This is a genomic window from Microbulbifer sp. ABM4_008 (assembly GCF_056311705.1).
On the sequence record NZ_CM149970.1, the window covers coordinates 3996324 to 4015111 of the forward strand.

Here is an 18788-nt window from a genome sequence, read left to right on the forward strand (position 1 = left end):
AAAACTGAAAAGAAAAACCGGCAATCCAAATGATTGCCGGTTTTTTTATTTATAAATTGGCTAGGCCAGTTCTGTGCGCACAGTGCGCGCAGCCTCTACCATATTCAGCAAGGATGACCCGACCTCAGCCCAGTTACGGGTTTTAAGGCCACAGTCCGGATTTACCCAAAGTCTCTCAACCGGCACCACTTGTGCAATTTTCTTAAGTCGCTCTACCAACTCCCCCCTTTCCGGCACATTGGGTGAGTGAATATCGTAAACGCCAGGTCCAATTTCATTGGGGTAACCACCGGCCTTGTCGGCAAACGCGCTGAGTAGGCGCAAGTCGGAGCGAGCAGATTCAATAGTAATTACATCCGCATCAAGGGAAACAATTGCATCCATAATTGCATTGAAATTGCTGTAGCACATATGGGTGTGGATCTGGGTTTCCGCTTTTACTTCGCTACAGGTGTAGCGGAAACACCCTACCGCCCAGGCAAAATAATCCTGGTGCTCAGACTCTCGAAGGGGAACTCCCTCACGCAAAGCCGGTTCATCAATCTGGATAATCCCGATACCGGCCGCCTCAAGATCCAACACCTCTTCCCGCAATGCTTTGGCAATTTGCAGACAGCTCTCACTGCGGTGGATGTCCTCCCTCGGGAAGGACCAGTTGAGAATTGTGACCGGGCCGGTGAGCATACCTTTTACCGGCTTATTAGTAAGGCTCTGGGCATAGCTGCTCCACTCTACTGTCATAGCGTTAGGTCGGGAGATATCACCAAAAATAATCGGGGGTTTCACACAGCGAGAGCCATAACTTTGCACCCAGCCATTACCGGTGTGTACAAAACCATCCAGTTGCTCCCCGAAATATTCCACCATATCGTTGCGCTCAGCCTCACCATGCACCAGTACATCCAGACCGAGTATTTCCTGACGACGGATAGCTTCGGCAATTTCAGCGCCTAGATGTTCTAAATAATCCGCCTCAGAAATCTCGCTATTGCGGTACTTGCGGCGCACACCGCGCAAAAGATCCGTCTGTGGGAATGAGCCTATTGTGGTGGTGGGCAGCAGTGGTAATTTCCAACGCTTGGCCTGTACTAAAGAGCGATCCTGAAAGCACTGTTGACGCCAGGTATCCCGTAATTGATCAGCAATGGAGCCCTCGGCTACACCACTCTCTCCGCCTGAGACAGGGATCTCTGTGTCCTCATTGAGCAGCTGCTGTAATTGAGCCAACTCCTGAAGTTTCTGGCGGCTGTAAGCGAGCTTCTGTTTTTGCTCACTGGGCAGCTTGATCTCTGTTTCCAGATCCACAGGGCTATGGAGCAGGGAGCAACTGGCTGATAGCCACAGGCGATCTCCCAACTGTTTCGCCAAAGGCTGCAAAGTGCCCTGCCAGCGGTTGAGGTCTGCTCGCCACACATTTCGCCCATTAATCACACCCGCAGACAGAACCTTGTTCTTACCTGCCAGCTGGGCCGCAGCTTCAAGTTCTTCAGGTGCGCGTACACAGTCAATATGTACCCCAGGCACCGGGAGGGAAAATACCAGCTCCAAATTCTCGCGCAAAGGTGAGAAATAGGTAGCCAGCAGTGTATTCACCCCCAGGGCTACTGCCGCAATCTGCTGGTAGGTGCTATCAAAAGCCCCACGCCATTCATCCGGCAGATCCAGGCCTAGTATGGGTTCATCCAATTGCACCCATTCAACTCCGAGGTCAGCGAGCTGAGACAGCAACTCGGCATAGCAAGGCAGGAGTTTTGGCACTAAATCCAGAGGGCTATCCACACCTCGCCCCAGCCATAAGTAAGTGAGTGGTCCAATAACCACCGGCTTGGCTTTGTAGCCCAGGGATTGGGCTTCCCGTACCTCGTCAAGTAACCACTCACTATCAAGGGAGAACATCTGATCATTGGAGAACTCAGGCACCAGATAGTGATAATTGGTATCAAACCACTTGGTCATGGCACTGGCCGCTACCGGCTGTCCCGATGGAGCGCGACCACGGGCCAAGCGGAAGTACTGGTCCAGCTTGTTGTCTGCCGCTCCCTCTGCAAAACGCTGACCGACCACACCAAACATCAGGGAGTGATTCAGAACCTGGTCGTACCAGGCGAAATCCCCCACAGCTACACGGCTCAAACCGGCCTCACTTTGGGCCTGCCAGTTACCACGGCGTACCCCTGTGCCCACTTGCAGCAACTGCTGCTGGGGCATATCACCGCGCCAATAGGCTTCTTGCGCTTTCTTTAGTTCGCGATTGGCTCCGATACGCGGATAGCCGAGGATATGTGTTTGCACCATGGCCGCCTTCCCAAGCTGTTTCCTGTGAGGGGAACAAAGTTGCCCCATTGAAAAATACCCCGCAGCTGCGATCTCGGTAACGGTCGCATTAGCGAGAGTCCTGACTTGATTGTGTGCGCACAGTACTGTTCAATCAATTTCATACTTTTTGCAAATAACATGAATAATTTTAATGATGATTGAATTGCGCCATTTGCGTGCGCTGAGTGTTTTGCGTGAGACAGGCAGCTTGGTACGCGCAGCAGAGCGCCTTCACTTGACCCAGTCGGCTCTTTCGCACTTATTTCGCGAAATGGAGGACCGGCTCGGCCAAGAACTGTTTATACGTAAATCCCGGCCTCTGCGATTTACCAGTGCCGGTCTGAGACTGCTGCAGTTGGGCGACGACATACTGCCCCAGGTAGCTATAGCACAACGGGACCTGTCCCGGCTGGCATCTGGGCAAGCGGGCAGGCTCAATATCGCTATCGAGTGCCACAGCTGCTACCAGTGGCTGATGCCCGCACTGAATACCTATCGAGACGGCTGGCCAGAAGTGGAACTGGACCTGTGCAGCGGCTTCCACTTCGCTCCCCTGCCCGCACTGGTGCGCGGCGATCTGGACCTGGTTGTCACTTCCAACCCGGACTCGGGTCTCAAAGGCCTGCACTACGAGCCACTATTCAGCTTTGAAATGTGCCTTGCCATAAGCCGCAAACACCCACTGGCGCAGGAGAGCAAGCGACGCTGGGTAGAACCGCAGGAGTTAGCTGGTGAAGTCCAGATTACCTACCCGGTTGAACGAGAGCGGCTGGATATCTTCCAGCACTTCCTCGACCCCGCTGGAATTGAACCTGCAGAAGTTCGAACCGCAGAACTGACCGTGATGATGGTTCAGTTAGTAGCCAGCGGCCGAGGGGTTTGCGCCCTCCCCACTTGGGCTCTGCACGAGTACCTGCAAAAGGGGTTTGTTTCCCAACTCCAGCTGGGTAAAGAGGGCCTTTGGAGCACTCTCTATGCGGCAGTGCGGGAAGATATGCTCGAGCAACCTTATCTCACAGACTTCCTCAAAACCGCACGGGATACCAGCTTTACCAATCTGCAAGGTGTGAGAGCGGCCAAAACCAGCTCCAGTGTGGCAGAACCTGCCTAACCACTTACAAAAGTTAACTGGGCGGCTTAAGCCTTTGCGGAAATAATGACTTATTCAACCTCAGCACAATTATTAAACAAACTGAATATTTTCAGATCGAACAAATCAATGGTTTGGTCTGGCCGGAGAGGCCGGTAAAATCACACAAATAACTATATACGGCAGTGGCCTGTACCCGGCCAAATGCCTGGACTTTGTAGGAGACCCTCTATGTCAAACCCGGTTGAACGTTGGAACTCAGTGAGTAAAGGACTGCACTGGCTTTTTGTAATCCTACTGCTCTCTGTGTGGGGAGCGGTTGAACTGCATGAGTTTTACGAGCGCGGCGACCCCATGCGCGGCTGGTTTATGCAGCTGCACTTCTCCCTGGGAGTCGGTGTCCTGATGCTTCTGGCCCTTCGCCTCTACTGGCGTGCACGTCACAAGCGCCCAGAGATTGAAGGCAAGAAGTGGCAGAAGGCACTGTCCAGCCTGACCCATGGTGGGCTCTACCTGTTGATTCTGGCTATGCCGGTTTCTGGCATCGTGATGCGCCAACTGTTTGGGCGCGATACCGAGTTTTTTGGCCTGTTTGCCGTTCCCAACCTGTTCGCCAAAAATCCGGATCTGGGCAAGCAAATCGCTTTCCTGCACAAAGATGTAATGTGGCCCGCCCTGCTCGTATTGGTTGGACTGCATATCGCTGCGGCCCTGTGGCATCACTTTATTGCCCGCGATAACACTTTGACCCGGATGCTGCCGCAACGCTAATCCAAGATAGGGAAGTGAGGAGAGACAGGGAGAGTTGAATGGGAGAGCGCAAGGCTGCGCTCTCCCGAATAGAACCAGCTAAAGCAGGTAGGACTTACTCGTCGTTATTGCCGCGCTTGGCTTTGGGCTTTCCTTTGGGCTTGAACTTAGGCTTACCCTTAGGCTTCCCTTTCGATTTCACCGCCGCTTCATCGAAGCGAGTGATTTTCATCGGCTTACCGGAAACACGCACCTTCTTCAGGTGTTGGAACACTTCTTTCGGCATTCCCTGAGGCAGATCTACCGTGGTGAAATCGTTGTAGATTTCGATACGGCCAATATAGGAGCTGTCCAGATCCACCTCATTGGCAATAGCGCCAACAATGCTGCCGGGACGCACGCCCTGCTCGCGGCCGATCTCGATACGGAAGCGCTCCAGCCCCTCATCGGGCGGCGGCAGCTTGCGATCTTTCTCGAAGCTTTCCTTCTTGCGGCGGCGGCCACCGTCAAAGTCATCATCGCGCTCGCGACGCTCTTTGCGCGGCCTCTGCTCTTTCTCTTGAATCAGCAGGGGCTGATCACCTTGGGCCATTGCAGCCAGCGCGGCGGCAACATCCAGTGGATCAACCTCATTCTGCGCCAGGAATTCCTCAACCAGCTGGCGATAGGGCGCCAGATCAGTTTGGCCTTCCAGGGTCGCGGTGATGCGCTCGCGGAAGCGCTGCATACGGGCACTGTTAACCGCATCTGCGCTGGGCAAATCGAGTTTTTCGATCGGCTTCTTGGTCGCTTTCTCGATGACTCGCAACATACGGCGCTCGCGGGGCGCCACAAACAGGATCGCATCGCCTTCGCGACCGGCGCGGCCGGTACGACCGATACGGTGAATATAAGCTTCGGTATCGTAGGGGATATCGTAGTTAATCACGTGACTGATACGCTTTACGTCCAGTCCACGAGCCGCAACATCGGTGGCTACAACAATATCGAGCTTGCCATTTTTCAGCTTGTCGATCACGGCTTCACGCAGGTTCTGCGCCATATCACCGTTCAGGGCGGCACTGGCGAACCCTCTGGCGGCCAGCTTATCTGCCAGTTCCACGGTGCTGTTTTTGGTGCGCACGAAGATAATCGTGGCGTCCACCGGCTCCGCTTCAAGAATACGGGTCAGTGCATCCAGTTTGTGCAGACCACCAACCGGCCAATAGCGCTGGCGAATGGTTTCCGCAGTCTCGGTCTTAACACGGATTTTTACTTCAACCGGCTCATCCAAATGCTCGCGGGCGATGCGGGCAATCTCTTTTGGCATAGTGGCGGAAAACAGCGCAATCTGACGCTCTTCAGGAATTTGCTCCAGTACCCACTGCACATCATCGATAAAGCCCATGCGCAGCATTTCATCCGCCTCATCCAGCACCAGGGTGCGCAGATTGGACAGATCCAGCGAACCGCGACGCATATGGTCCATCACCCGCCCGGGAGTACCTACCACCAGCTGAACGCCACGCTTCAACTGCTGTATCTGGCCGCGGTAGTCAGCGCCACCGTAGATAGGCGCAACGTGGAAACCTTTCAACTTAGATGCGTAAGACTGGCAGGCTTCAGCCACTTGAATAGCCAGTTCGCGGGTCGGTGCCAGCACCAGTGCCTGAGGGCGACGATCCTTCAGGTCCAGCTGGGAGAGTAGCGGCAGCGCAAAGGCTGCGGTCTTGCCAGTGCCGGTCTGGGCCTGGCCTAGCACATCCCGCCCCTCCAGCAGGGACGGAATAGTTTGTGCCTGGATCGGGGAGGGAGTCTCATAGCCGAGCTTTTCGATGGCGCTGAGAATTTCAGACGGCAGACCCAACTGGTCGAAGCCGGCCGCTTTAGGGGTATCGGTCATTTCGGAATTCACTTGAAGCCAAAGTCCCTATCGCGGGACCGGAGCGGTGGGTAAAAGGCCGCGCAGTCTAACAGGTTAGACGATCCAGATCAGCCTGTTTTTTAGGCAAGTTGATTAGCATGTATCTCCGCCGACAGATAGGATATCAATATTGGGTAGATAAAAAGAAAAGCGTCATTGATCTAGAGGTAAAAAGAGTACAGCGCTCCTTAGACCATATCCACCTCAGTCTCAGGCTGCCGCCTTCGCTCCGTTGCACGGGCCTCCGTCAAGCGCCTGCAAACTCCATCGATTGTAGCGGCAATATGGCGGGAGAAGCTGCCATCCACTTGGGTCTTATCATAAAGATAGGCCCGAAATCGCTGGAAGAACTCCGTGTCTACCGGGTCGGGTTGACTCCAAAAGCTGGAGAGTCCCCCTTGGTGAGTCAGCCCCGGTAAGTCATACAGTGATCGTCCAAGTACTTGAGTTGGCACCTCGTGGAAGAGTGCAGATATACCCACTGTACTGTTGATTGTTACAACCCCTAGGGTGTGGTCGAGCAAAGTCGGCAGGTGCAGGTCATGGCAATAAATAACCCTTCCGGTAATCTGGTAGCGAGTTTCCAGCTCCCGTATCAGCTTTTGATAGTGACAAAACCCACGATCCATAGGGTGGTGCTTTATTACCATCACCGAACCCTGTGGCGCATTTTGTGCAAACGACTGCACCACCACCTCGATCGCATTTTCGATAGAAAACAGATCAGAGTGCTTTCGCAGTTGAAAATCATCGCGGGTTTGAAGTGGAAAAAGAAAGTACCGACCGCTGAGTTCACCCGTCAAACGGGCCGTAAGTCCCCGCTCCATCAGTTTATACAGGCCTTTTCGATAGAAACTCCTGATCCAGCAAACACCTTCACCTAGCCAGCTGAGACTTCGGTGGTGCCGATAGTGGGGAAATTCCGATTGAGAAACCCGCATCGCAAGATAATAGGCCATTGCAAAACGTGCTCGCCTAAAAAAAGTTTGCCCAACAGGTTTAACCGGCTTTCGCTCTCTGGCTCGATAACTATTAATTGCTTCTCGAGACCAGTCCGTACGCGAATGAGCGTTAACCCCCCCAAATTCAAGAGTGATAAAATCCGGTCGCAAATATCCCTCTTCAAATACACCAAAAGCGATCCCCTTGGACTCGCAGATGGATTTTGCAATGGTATGCAGGCGGCGGCAGTCCCCATAGCAAAAAACAGTATCTACATTATTTTTAGATAGATAATCTGAGAAGAAGGCACTCCAATCACTTTCTCCCCCGGTGAAATCCGCTTGAAAATCAGCCCAAGCGAAGTAGCGATCCCCGCCATTAAAGTTGATCTTATGAGTAATGACTCCGCTCTGTGACAAGCGCTTTGCCAATTGGGCAAAAAATGGGCCATGAGGTCCTTGTAAAAATACTGCCACAGACATGTATTGGCTTTTCCTTGAGCTAAGGTCACTGGATACGTTGAAACGAGGCGTTGAATAAAAAAGAAATGACTGTGAAATTAGGCAAACTCCACAGTTATTATATTGAACTGCTTTTTACATCTATGCGAGCCATTTAACAACATAGAACCTGGATATTAGAGTCGCTACTAACAGGGCAGAAACTTTTGTAAATTTGGCAGCAAAAACTGCTCAACTATGGTTTCTTACTTCAAGGATCGTCCCATAAATCAAACTGTATAGCGAAAAAATGCCAACACACAATTTGTATTTGGTACAAACCATAAAGTCAATTCATATAAAAGCACGACCACTCCGCCCACCAGAAAATTAACATCTGGTGACACATAAGATGGGGATGGCCCTGTAGTAACCCGAATAAATTCCAGCTCCATTTAATCCCACATCTTATACCAGGAAAAAATAGGTGTCAGTACAATTGGTACTATAATCACGGAAGTGTAATCGAGCGTAATAGAGTAAGAATGGCTTGCAGCCAAAACCTTGGAAACCAGTTACCGAACACTTAGCGCAGAAGGGGGAAATATAAAAGTTAGCAAAGTAGAAGTCTGAAACTATATTCCCTGAGGTCTAAAAATTTAAACCCATGCATCAAAAGAAATTGAAGAGATAGCCTTATACTGAATTACGGGTACAACTTTCAATATCTCATAAATATTCTTCGATACAAGGAGAAGAGTTTAAAAACTGCTCCTTTTTTATTTCCCAAAGAGCGTGCCTTCCCAAGTAGTTCAATGGTAGTTTCTGCATTGATAAATTCAGCTGTTTTGGGATCTACATAGACAGGGTATAACAGCAAAGTAGCCGCAATCATCTGATTTAAAGTTAAATTGCGTTGCCTTCTCGATAAAAAATCTCTTAACTCACCCGTGGGGATTTCTCTATTTTCAACAAGCGTATCCCTTGTGAGCCCCCAGCCAGCATAAAAGGGTAACCCATAAGTTACCACTTGCTTGCCTCTCAGTAATGCTTCAAAACCACTCAGGGAGCTCATGGTGTGAATTTCATCAGCGACTTTAATAGCAGAAACTATATCACCCTGTTCAAGTAAAGTGTCATAAAGGGAGTCAGAGCTCTCCTGCAAAGCACCTAGGCGAGCACCACAAACTACGTCAGGGTGAGGTTTATAAATAATATGAGCATCGGGGTTATTGAGCCTGACGCGCTCAAGAAGCGCCAAGTTACTTTTTATTACTGGGGAGCCATTAGCTATCGAGGCATCGCTTTCTACCTGCCCGGGAACTAAAATAATTTTTTTACCAGAGGAAAAATCAAAATCAACTGTAGGTTGATCTTCTACAACGTTGTATTTGCTAATCCCTTTATCGATCAATTTGTCTCGTAACTTTCTAGCTCTATCTAGAAGAGGACCAGGAAAACTACAGGTATTTAACAGTATCTCCAAATCGCTGGGCTGCCTGGCGTCAAAGTAAATACCACGACTATCTAAAACCAGTGAATTCGGAACGACTAGATCAGCCCCCAAACCAACGGAACGCAAGAAACCGTCTTCAACCCTCCAGACATTTAAATCAGATTTCTTAGCCTCACCAAGCAAACTATCTGTAATCCGACTTGCCCATATCAGAATATTGGTTCCGGCCCTTGCATCTGGTATCTTTGTAGAAGAAAATTTAATCCTTCCCTTTCCACCGACAAAACCTGGAATAAAACTCCTTTTCCAGTGAGAAAATCCTACTCCAACCCAGTCGCCATCGAAGCGTCTCCATTGCCTGCGTTGCTCAGCAATTAATGCCACAGTGTCCTCAAAGTTACACCGATTGCCAGTATACGGATTAATATATCGGGAGTATTTTAGGTACGCAGCACAAAAAACCTGAAGTAACGTTCGCTTCACACTACGGCGACTACAGTTTTGCCTATCTCGAGATAAACCCCACCCCGCATAAAAAGGCATTCCAAAGCAGTGGACCTCCTTACCGGCGACCAGCGCCTCAAAACCCAGCTGGCTGCTGACCACATAAACCTTTTCAACTCGATCCAGGATTGACCAGGGGGAGATATCCTCAGAGATAATCCTACAACCCCTCAGTTCAGCCAGTTCCTTTAGATAGCCACGCTTTTTCCCTGCGATAACATCGGGATGAATCTTTACAAGAATTTCAGCATCAGGATTTTCATTAATTGCGGACTCAAGCATTTGAGAGAAATGCTGCTCAGAAGCCAACCCACCTTTAACGGAGATATCCCCAAATGTTTGATCGACCACTAAAATGGTCTTTTTCCCAGGCAAAATTCCCAGTGAGATATCAGTCGATTGATTATATTTCGACAGTCGGCTCTCTCGTATAAGCTTTAAGCCTTTCTCTGCACGAGCAAGATCTTCCGGCGAAAAATCAGCCTCACTAATTAATATTTCCAGGTCACTTGGCCGGGAGGCGTCGTAATAAATACCTGTCGAGTCTACAACCAAGCTATGAGGTTCAGCGCCATTTACGCCAAGGCCGAGTGAACGTAAAAACCCATCTTCTATAGCGATATAAGGCAAACTCAAATGAGTGGCAAGGCGCTGTGCTTTAAGGGCGCTTTTTTTTAACCCCCAGCCAGCCATCATGGAAATTGATCTATCGGGCTTGAGAGCTACATAGCGACATTCAGCTTCCAGGAAGTTATCAAGGTTAGATAAACGCCGAAGTCCGAGTGAGCAGTGTCCAATTACAGGCATTTCCTTGCCTCAAGAGAAAGTGCATCCCGAAGGCTATGATCGTTGGCAAGATCCAATATTCCCTCAACCCAAGCTGAGGGTTCCATTGGCAACAACAGACCATTTTCCCCATGCCGCACTACGGAACCATATATGTCCCCTTGAGCAAAGATACCTGCGGCACCAGCCTGGGTAATATCAAAAAACTTTGTATGCGACCTGGCGCGATTAAATGGCAAATCGAGCAAAGGTGCCAAACCAATTGATCGCCCTCGCCCTCGAAGCATCGACACATAGGTAGGCCACTTCATCGGGTGCAGTATCTGCACCCGTGGCATTCCTCGAAAGAGCCGATTGACACGCTGATCTCCAATTATCTCAAAATTGAGAATTGGACTGCGGCTGAGGACTTCCTCGATCACCGGCCGCAACCACTGAACATCCTCAAGGTGTGACGCAGAACCATGATAAAACACGGTCAAAGGCTGCTCCTGCTCACAACTCAAGGGAACAGGTTGAAGTAACTCTGGAGACCAACTTTGATACTTTTCCGCAAGATAGGGCGTCGATACCAATAGTTGCGCGCCGACAGATTTCAGCCACCTCTGCTTAGACCAACTAAGCCGTAATATTTTTGCTTGATATCGAAGTGGCATGCTGGAAAACGCATACCAATCAAATAAATCATCATCGATAAATAGGTAGATTCTCTGAAACTGACCTCTGTTTTTATTAATAAATGACTGCCATTCCCGAGGAATATAACGAACAAAGACTAAGGATTTTTCTTTAATATCCTGTTCAAATGGGGAGCTGGACCAAGTTATACACCGGAAGTTGATTCCCCTCTCATACAAATATGGCCGAATAAAATAGTCTGTTGATGGGTTTGCCCCCTCTTCAATGACTATACAGCTTTCTGTGGGAATCGAGTCAAGTGCCAAATTACTACCCCTCTAGCGGAAACACGATTGGAATCAAAATCAAAACTGTTATCGAATAAGCAACCGTCAGGGGTAATCCAGCTCTGAGGAAATCACGTAAATGATATCCTCCCAAGTTTTGCACAATCAGGTTGGTCTGATAGCCAAATGGGGTGAGAAAGCTGGCACTGGCTCCATAAGCTACGGCCATTACAAAGGGCATCCAGCTTACCCCAAAGCTCTCAGCTAAGCTCCATGCAAGAGGAAATGTCAAGGCCGCGGCTGCATTATTGGTCATGAGTTCTGTTAGAAGTAATGTGAGTAAAAAGATACCGACCAATCCCGTTATAGGCCCCCAGCCATTGATAGCACTTCTCAAACCCTCTGCTAGCGCATCTGCCAATCCACTGCCCGCGAACGCCTCTGCAAGTACTAGAGCGCTGGCGATAATTAACCAAATTTGGAAAGGAAAACGCCGCTGTAACTCAGTAGTAGATACGATACCAAGAGTAATCATACCGCCAAGTAGCACTACAAGGCCCTTTAATAGAGAAAAATAACCTAGAGCCGCTCCCGCTACAACTGTTGCAAAACCTAAGCCTAATAGCCAATTATCCCGTTTCGGTAAGTCACGTCGTACTTCTGCCCCGCTAATCACATAGAAGTTTTTATCAATGTTTAAATGGTGGCGGAAATCCGGACCCACGGCCAATAAAAGAGCATCTCCTGCACGCAACTCTATTTCACCAAGCTTACCTGACAGCCGGTCACCTCCTCGTCGCATAGCGACCACTGCCGCATCAAAGCGAGTGCGAAAGTTACAACTTTTTAAGGACTGCCCAAGGATACTAGAGCTAGGAGTAACTACCACCTCGGTTAGATCTAAATCTAATTTCTCATCTTCGAGTGCAAACAACCGCAAACCTTCTATATCTTGCAGGCGGCCAAGGTCTCGAACGTCGCCAGTAAAAATCAGTTTATCCCCACAACGGATCACTTCCGAGGGACCAACTGGACTAATTACCTGATTACCTCGCACTATCTCAATCAGATAAAAGGTTTCCAAACGTCGCAAATTGTTCTGCTCAACACTTTTCCCATCTAGAGGAGAATTCCCTACAACCTCTGCTTCCAACAGATATTCATCTACAGGCTCCTCAGTAATACGGCCTTCAGGTAATAATCGGTTACACAGCAATAGAACTATAAGTCCGACTAAGGTTGCAGCCAGTCCTATTGGCATAAAGGCAAAAAATTCAAGGCTAGGAGCCCCCCGGTCTAGAACAAAACTATTGACAATTAGATTCGTGGAAGTGCCAATTAGAGTAAGAGTACCCCCAAGAATCGCTGCATAGGAAAGGGGTAATAACAACTTTGCCGCAGGTAAGCGTCGCTGCCCTTTAACACTAGAAGCGAGTGCTGCTACTACCGCGGTATTGTTTAGGAAGGCAGAACTCAAGGCAGTAGCAGCAGAGAGACGCAATAAACTAACTTTTAAAGATCCCTGTATCAATCCTTCCGAAATAGCTCGCAACCATCGGGCTTTTTCTAGCCCTAATGAGACTAAAATCAATGCAACTAATGTCACCAATCCTGGGTTAACCGCTTTCTGCAGCACGATTTCTGCCGGCACTAGTCCAGTCAAAAAGCAGGCACCAGCAGCTGAAGCAAAGATCAATGAGGGACGGAAGCGTGTAAGAATCAATAACACAATAACAAAAACAAAGATTCCAGCGACAAAAAATTGAGAAAGAGTCATAAAATGATAAGCCACTTTAATTATCGGTAGCTAAAATTAGTATTACTTATATACCAATGGTGAATGCCGATCATGCCAAATCCAGCGAAACTATGCTTCCCGCAGTCATTCCCTATGAACGCTGACTCAAGTAACCCCTGAATAAATCCATGATATCCTAGGTCTTCAAGGGCTGAAGGTATCTTGCGGAGTGATTCAGCGGCTGTCTAGCGATAACATTAAGAAAGTACCCCCCCCATATCCTAATAGGGGGAAGCGGTCAACGCTTCGAACTAATTCTGGACAACTTCATCCACGGTTTTGAGTGTGCTCAAACTGACATCAGAGAAAAATCCTCATGAACCAGTGTCAAGTTCGGATTATAGGCGGGATCGGTGTCTAATAAGCGCCCCCAACGACTGCGTAAATAGTCGGCCTCCCTTTTCGCCCGTCGTCGCTTCGCTAATGTATCGTCCGCACCACGGGATGCGGATTCATGATGGTAGAGCTCTGCAAAGGGTGTCCAAAGGTTCCTGTAACCTGCCTCACGTACCTTCAGACATAGATCTACATCATTGAACGCTACAGCGAGGTGCTTTTCATCCAAGCCTCCGACCTGTTCAAAGATGGATTTTCTTACTAATAAGCAAGCCCCAGTAACGGCAGATAAGTTTTGAACCAGTTGTAGGCGTGAAAAATAACCATACTCACTGCGGTGGAAATATTTGTGAGCATGCCCCGCTACACCACCAATACCCAAAATTACCCCACCGTGCTGGATCGTATCGTTCGGGTAATACAGTTTTGCACCTACACAACCAATCTCGGGCCTACAAGCTTGGCTAACCATTTCCCTTAACCAATCCCCATTGATAGGTTCGATGTCATTATTAATAAGTCCGAGAATATCCCCTTTTGCTAATTTCGCCCCAAAATTATTGATTGAGGAGTAGTTAAATGAATGATTCCAATGATGCACACTGACTCTCGAATTACGACTGATTTCGCGAAAATACTGTAATGTCTTTTTACAGCGACTCTGGTTATCCAGAATGAGAAGCTCGAAATTAGAGTATTCGGTCTTTGATAGAATCGCATCAACACAAGGTTTGAGGATATCGTAGCCGTCACGAGTAGGCACTAATAGACTGACCAATGGCTCGGACGCCGGCAGGGCCCAGCGAACTCGATAAGAGTTTGGAACAATTCCCAGCTCGGTTTTTGCATCTTGCCCAGTACGCTGCAAATAACCACCAAGTGCACGCAATCCCGCCTCAGTAGCATACGCCTTATTAGCTCCATCCTGTGCAGTAGAACCCGTGACCGCACGCCAGTGGTACAGAATCTCCGGGATATGAACTACATTCTCACTATCGAGTGTTGGCAAGCAACGAAGTAAAAGGTCATGATCTTGGCTGCCCTCAGTCCCCACCCTAAAACCACCAACATCCCTAACTAATTCCGTCTTTAAGACCGTCATGTGGCAAACATAGTTTTGCGACAGCAGTAAGTCTGGATTCCAGCTGGGTTTGAAATGAGGAGCAAAGCGCTCTCCCACCTCGTCAATCTTATCCTCATCGCTATAAACTAAAAGCGCCTTCGGGTTCTCTAGAAGAAAGTCCGAAATCCGCTGCAAAGCATTTGGGGCCAAGGTATCATCGTGGTCAAGAAAGGTTACAAACTCTCCCTCTACCAGCTCCAGAGCACTATTACTAGCCGCTGCTATATGTCCATTTTTTTCTCTGAGCTTCACTTGAACTCGGGAGTCCAACGCCTGGTATCTTAGAAGGCAGTCTTTGACTTTGTGGTCAGATGATGCATCATCTGCAATACAGAGTTGCCAGTGCTGATATGTCTGGGCTAACACTGACTCAATACAGGCTTTTAGTTGGGAAATATTAGAGTTATAAGTCGGTAGCAGCACTGATATTAGTACCGCTTCCTTCGTGGAACTATCTGTCGCTTTAAGTGAGGGAAACTTCCTACTCCTCTCTACCTTATCAATCCACCGCCGATAGTCCCTGTCATGCCTCCTACGGACAAATGTTTCTCCATAACGATCCAAAGCATATTGATATCTACTAACCCCTTGTGTTTTGGCTTTACATTTGAGGCTTGCAAGTACCCCCAATTTCCCCAACCCCCTAAATTCGGGGTGCATAGTCGATAAGCGTCGTGCAAGACGATCACGTGCAAACCAAGACGCGAGACGAACGATACGAAAGTGATCCACGGAAAAACAACCACGATCATCTATGGGAAACAGCTCCAGCTGGGTCACTTTTTGCGGAAAATAAACTATTCGCTTAACAACCCGTCCAGTGCGTAGAGGCAGGGAAATTCTCTCCCAACTGCCCTCCAGGCTGCTGCCCATATAGGCTAAAAGCGACGCATCCGCCCCGCCTCCATCATAGGCTACCTGAAGCTCTAGCATGTACCAACCGGGCAGGAAGCTACGTTCTGAAACTTGAAATTGAGGACTCTCGGTGAGCGACAGCCACTGATAGCCCTCATCTTTAGGGCTAGCCGGCTCAATAGCAGCTTTAACCCTTAAGTAAGAAACAAGGTCCACCCGGAATATGGACTTGATAAGATTAAGCACAGCACACTTCATATAGGATTGTTGTAATAATGGAGCTATACCTGCCCCTGAACCGTCCATGGAGAGTGTACCAGTGGCTGCCCTGTATTTGCGACCACGCAATCGACCTTATCACCAACTTTTAGCTTTGAGATATCGAACGAAAAACCTACAAATCCGCCTCTGCCTATACCTAAGGCCCTGAGCATCGGCCGATCTTGCATTGCCTTCAAGCTCGAGCGTATTTCGCCATTTACCATTATCTCAATATCGACGGGTTCATCACTATCTTCAGCTAAAGCCCAACCAAATAACTTCCCACTATCTACACGTACCAGCGCACCACGAGTAAAGCTGCAACCCATATTCTCAAGTTTCAAGCGCCAATTAAACTGCTCTGTCACCAACTCAAACAAAGCAGTATCTTGATGGTTAAGCTGTATAAGCTCTTCCCTTGTCTCTAAGTCAATATCATAATGGCTTGAAATATCACTTCTACCGGTATTTTCGATAGCGTGTCCAATATCCAAACCATATTTCTTATTTATAATTCTAAGCGAGTCAGTATAACGCTCTGTAACCCCTACAAACCCTAATGTTGACCAGTTAGCCTGCCCTAGCAATTTGAACTGCCTGTTAACATTGTGCGGTAACCTGTAGAATTCAGGAAAGGATTTCGCTAACCCATAATTTCGAACCATATGCTGGTATTCAGAGACTAAGCGCTGCAATGGATCTCTTACAAAGGAGATTGTCTTCTCTACACCCAGTAAAGATGTATATTTTCCAGCAGGAAAATGCCCAGCAACTAGCCTAACATTACTTGCAGTTAGCGCTTTATTGAACTCCCAATAATCTGGCGAGCTCTCTATCCACCGCTTTATTAGTGGGCTAGTCACAGGTGATTTAGGCCCATAATCTTTGCAAACAAAGTCCCGCCCAAAAAAGGCGTCACTTGCCAGCCGAAAACTCGTGCCTGCTGTTTTGGGGATATGGACAAATAAAAAACTACTCAAAGAAAAACCAATAAATTAACGAGTAAACTACTACAATAACTAAACAATATTTAGCTGTGCCTAACTACACTTTCATTCAGTCATTCATTCAAATAAACTAAATTTACTTAGAGGTACACTCTCAAGCACCCTAACTAATGAGTATAAATTGTATACCCGACTTTTACGCTTCAAGTGACTTCAAATATTGATTGACCCCGGCCAATACCGAAATACATAAGTCCCAACGCTGATAATCTGCTGGGCGAATAAAGGTTCCGTCCATCTACTATTACCGGAAACTTTAATTGGGATTTAATCAACGCAAAGTCAGGGCTCTTGAACTCCTTCCACTCGGTAACAACAACCATTAGGTCAGCCCCCTCTAGTGCTGCCTCTTTTGTTGGTGCCAATGCTAAGTCCTCACGATCCCCATAGATCCTGCGAGCTTCTTCCATGGCTTTCGGGTCATATGCTTGAACAGAGGCACCTGCGGCCCATAACTGCTCCATCAATACTCTACTACTGGCTTCGCGCATGTCATCGGTCTCAGGTTTAAATGACAACCCCCAAAGGCAAATAGTTTTTCCCTTTACCTCAGGTAAAACTGCCCTAATCCTCTCGAAAAGCGCCTCTTTCTGTTTTACATTCACAGTTTCAACGGCGTTTAACAAATACGCCGGATAGTCAGCTTCATACGCAGTACGGCAAAGGGCTTTTACATCCTTGGGGAAACATGAACCACCATATCCGCAACCGGGGTAAATAAAATGATAACCGATCCTTTGGTCCGAGCCGATTCCCTGGCGAACCTCCTCAATATCTGCACCTAGTCTTTCCGCAAGGTTCGCAATCTCATTCATAAAAGAGATCTTTGTTGCTAGCATGCAGTTTGCGGCGTACTTCGTTAACTCTGCACTACGAACCCCCATTTTTATTATCTTCTCGTGATTCCGATTAAAGGGAGCGTAAAGTTCGCGCATTTGGACTTCAGCTTTGTCACTGTCGGTGCCAATAACGATCCTATCTGGACGCCGGCAATCGGAAAGTGCCGCCCCTTCTTTTAGAAATTCAGGATTTGACACAACATCGTATTCAATCCCTACTTTTCGCTTCCCCAACATTGCCGCTAATTGATCAGCAACTTTGTCAGCAGTGCCTACAGGTACCGTAGATTTATTAACTACTACTTTATAGCGATCCATATAGGTGCCAATTGATTCAGCCACTTTAAGAACATACTGCAAGTCCGCAGATCCATCTTCATCCGGGGGAGTACCTACAGCTATAAATATAATATCAGCATGCAACACACCATCTTTGGCATTAGTAGTGAATTGCAAGGTGCCACTTTGATAACACGACTTTACTAGATCGGCTAAACCAGGCTCATAGATAGGGATATGGCCAAGCTTTAAAGCTTCAACTTTTTTAATATCGATATCAACACAAACAACGTTATGACCAACTTCAGCTAATACTGCAGCCTGAACCAGGCCAACATAACCAGTTCCAAAAATGGCAACCTTCACTTTAGATCCTCCATTTTCCCCTTTAACTCAGTCAAAAGATGTTTGGAAAATTTAAAGTCCTGACTATTAGCTATCATATCCCTATTAAAAAAGTAACTATCACTAAATCTTTTCAATCTATACTCTTTTGATAATGCAGCACCGCCACCTCTTTTTTGCTTTTTTTCAAAGTACTCTTGCTTAGATTTCAACATGTAGTGATTAAGGTGCGCAGGATGATCAACTATTTTCTTTGATTTACCTGGCGTATCGCCTTCCTGAATAACTTCACTCATATCTACATGAGCATACCTACCATCAGAAAGTTCTACAGCATGAGGAGAAAAAAAGTCTTTTACCATAGTAGGTCGCACTAGACTCTTAAACCAGCGGCGCTCACCATAATCAAAATCTGAACAGCGAGTAAAACGTTCTATAACAGGCTCTGGCGAATTCAGTTCCAAACCAGACGAACCAAAGACTAACTGATTAATTGCAACCGCACCAACATCCGGATCAATATTTTTAGTAAGATTTTTAATTGAATCCCCTTGCACCACAAGAAATTCGTCCAAATCAAAAAAACCAACATATTCAAAATTCGAAGAATGTTCACGCAAAAAATGTCTGTAAGCACTTAGCTGGGGAGATATTCCATTCCTAGTGGTCCAACTAACAACCTTAACAAAGCCATCTGTAGCCAACCTTTCTAAATACTCCCTTGAACCATCTGTGCTTTCATTATCATAAATGTAAATGGAGTCCACACCTAACATCAAATAGTAAGCAATCCATTCAGATAGATACTGGAGCTCATCTTTGGCAATTGCACATATAGCAATAGACATACTAA

Annotated in this window: 12 protein-coding genes; 2 read left to right on the forward strand and 10 right to left on the reverse strand. The window is 47.8% G+C overall.

Annotation, left to right across the window (positions count from 1 at the left end):
* Positions 1-60 precede the first annotated feature (60 nt).
* A complete protein-coding gene (gene metE, locus ACYX4J_RS17370; RefSeq protein ID WP_476177175.1) occupies positions 61-2295 on the reverse strand; it encodes a 5-methyltetrahydropteroyltriglutamate--homocysteine S-methyltransferase in 2235 nt (744 codons plus the stop codon).
* A 172-nt stretch (positions 2296-2467) separates the two neighbouring features.
* Between metE and ACYX4J_RS17375 the strand changes: the two genes are divergently transcribed.
* Positions 2468-3427 carry a LysR family transcriptional regulator gene (locus tag ACYX4J_RS17375; protein WP_476177176.1) on the forward strand — a complete coding sequence of 320 codons (960 nt, stop codon included), beginning with the start codon at positions 2468-2470 and terminating at the stop codon, positions 3425-3427.
* A gap of 210 nt (positions 3428-3637) precedes the next feature.
* On the forward strand, positions 3638-4177 hold the full coding sequence (locus ACYX4J_RS17380; protein WP_282934117.1) for a cytochrome b: 540 nt from the start codon (positions 3638-3640) through the stop codon (positions 4175-4177).
* 94 nt (positions 4178-4271) lie between these two features.
* On the opposite strand, the gene ACYX4J_RS17385 is transcribed toward ACYX4J_RS17380, so the two are convergent.
* From ACYX4J_RS17385 to ACYX4J_RS17425, 9 genes are all read right to left on the reverse strand, one after another.
* The gene (locus ACYX4J_RS17385) at positions 4272-6038 is read right to left on the reverse strand and encodes a DEAD/DEAH box helicase (RefSeq protein WP_282934580.1); all 1767 of its coding nucleotides are present in this window, start codon (positions 6036-6038) and stop codon (positions 4272-4274) included.
* Positions 6039-6247: 209 nt separating this feature from the next.
* Positions 6248-7483, reverse strand: coding sequence for a capsule biosynthesis protein (locus tag ACYX4J_RS17390; RefSeq protein WP_476177177.1), 1236 nt, complete (start codon positions 7481-7483; stop codon positions 6248-6250).
* Positions 7484-8162: 679 nt separating this feature from the next.
* Entirely contained in the window at positions 8163-10208 is a 2046-nt protein-coding gene (locus tag ACYX4J_RS17395; protein WP_476177178.1) for a capsular polysaccharide biosynthesis protein, read from the reverse strand.
* Entirely contained in the window at positions 10199-11131 is a 933-nt protein-coding gene (locus tag ACYX4J_RS17400) for a glycosyltransferase family protein (protein WP_476177179.1), read from the reverse strand. Before ACYX4J_RS17400 ends, ACYX4J_RS17395 begins: the two co-directional genes overlap by 10 nt.
* 4 nt (positions 11132-11135) lie before the next feature.
* Complete coding sequence (locus ACYX4J_RS17405) at positions 11136-12869, reverse strand: SLC13 family permease (protein WP_476177180.1); 1734 nt, start codon at positions 12867-12869, stop codon at positions 11136-11138.
* Positions 12870-13179: 310 nt separating this feature from the next.
* Positions 13180-15450 (reverse strand): glycosyltransferase family 2 protein, encoded by a 2271-nt coding sequence (locus ACYX4J_RS17410; protein ID WP_476177181.1) that lies wholly within the window; start codon positions 15448-15450, stop codon positions 13180-13182.
* 35 nt (positions 15451-15485) lie between these two features.
* On the reverse strand, positions 15486-16445 hold the full coding sequence (locus ACYX4J_RS17415) for a sulfotransferase family 2 domain-containing protein (protein ID WP_476177182.1): 960 nt from the start codon (positions 16443-16445) through the stop codon (positions 15486-15488).
* Between the two features lie 170 nt (positions 16446-16615).
* A complete protein-coding gene (locus ACYX4J_RS17420; RefSeq protein ID WP_476177183.1) occupies positions 16616-17956 on the reverse strand; it encodes a UDP-glucose dehydrogenase family protein in 1341 nt (446 codons plus the stop codon).
* Entirely contained in the window at positions 17953-18783 is an 831-nt protein-coding gene (locus tag ACYX4J_RS17425; protein ID WP_476177184.1) for a glycosyltransferase family 2 protein, read from the reverse strand. Before ACYX4J_RS17425 ends, ACYX4J_RS17420 begins: the two co-directional genes overlap by 4 nt.
* Between the last annotated feature and the right edge of the window lie 5 nt (positions 18784-18788).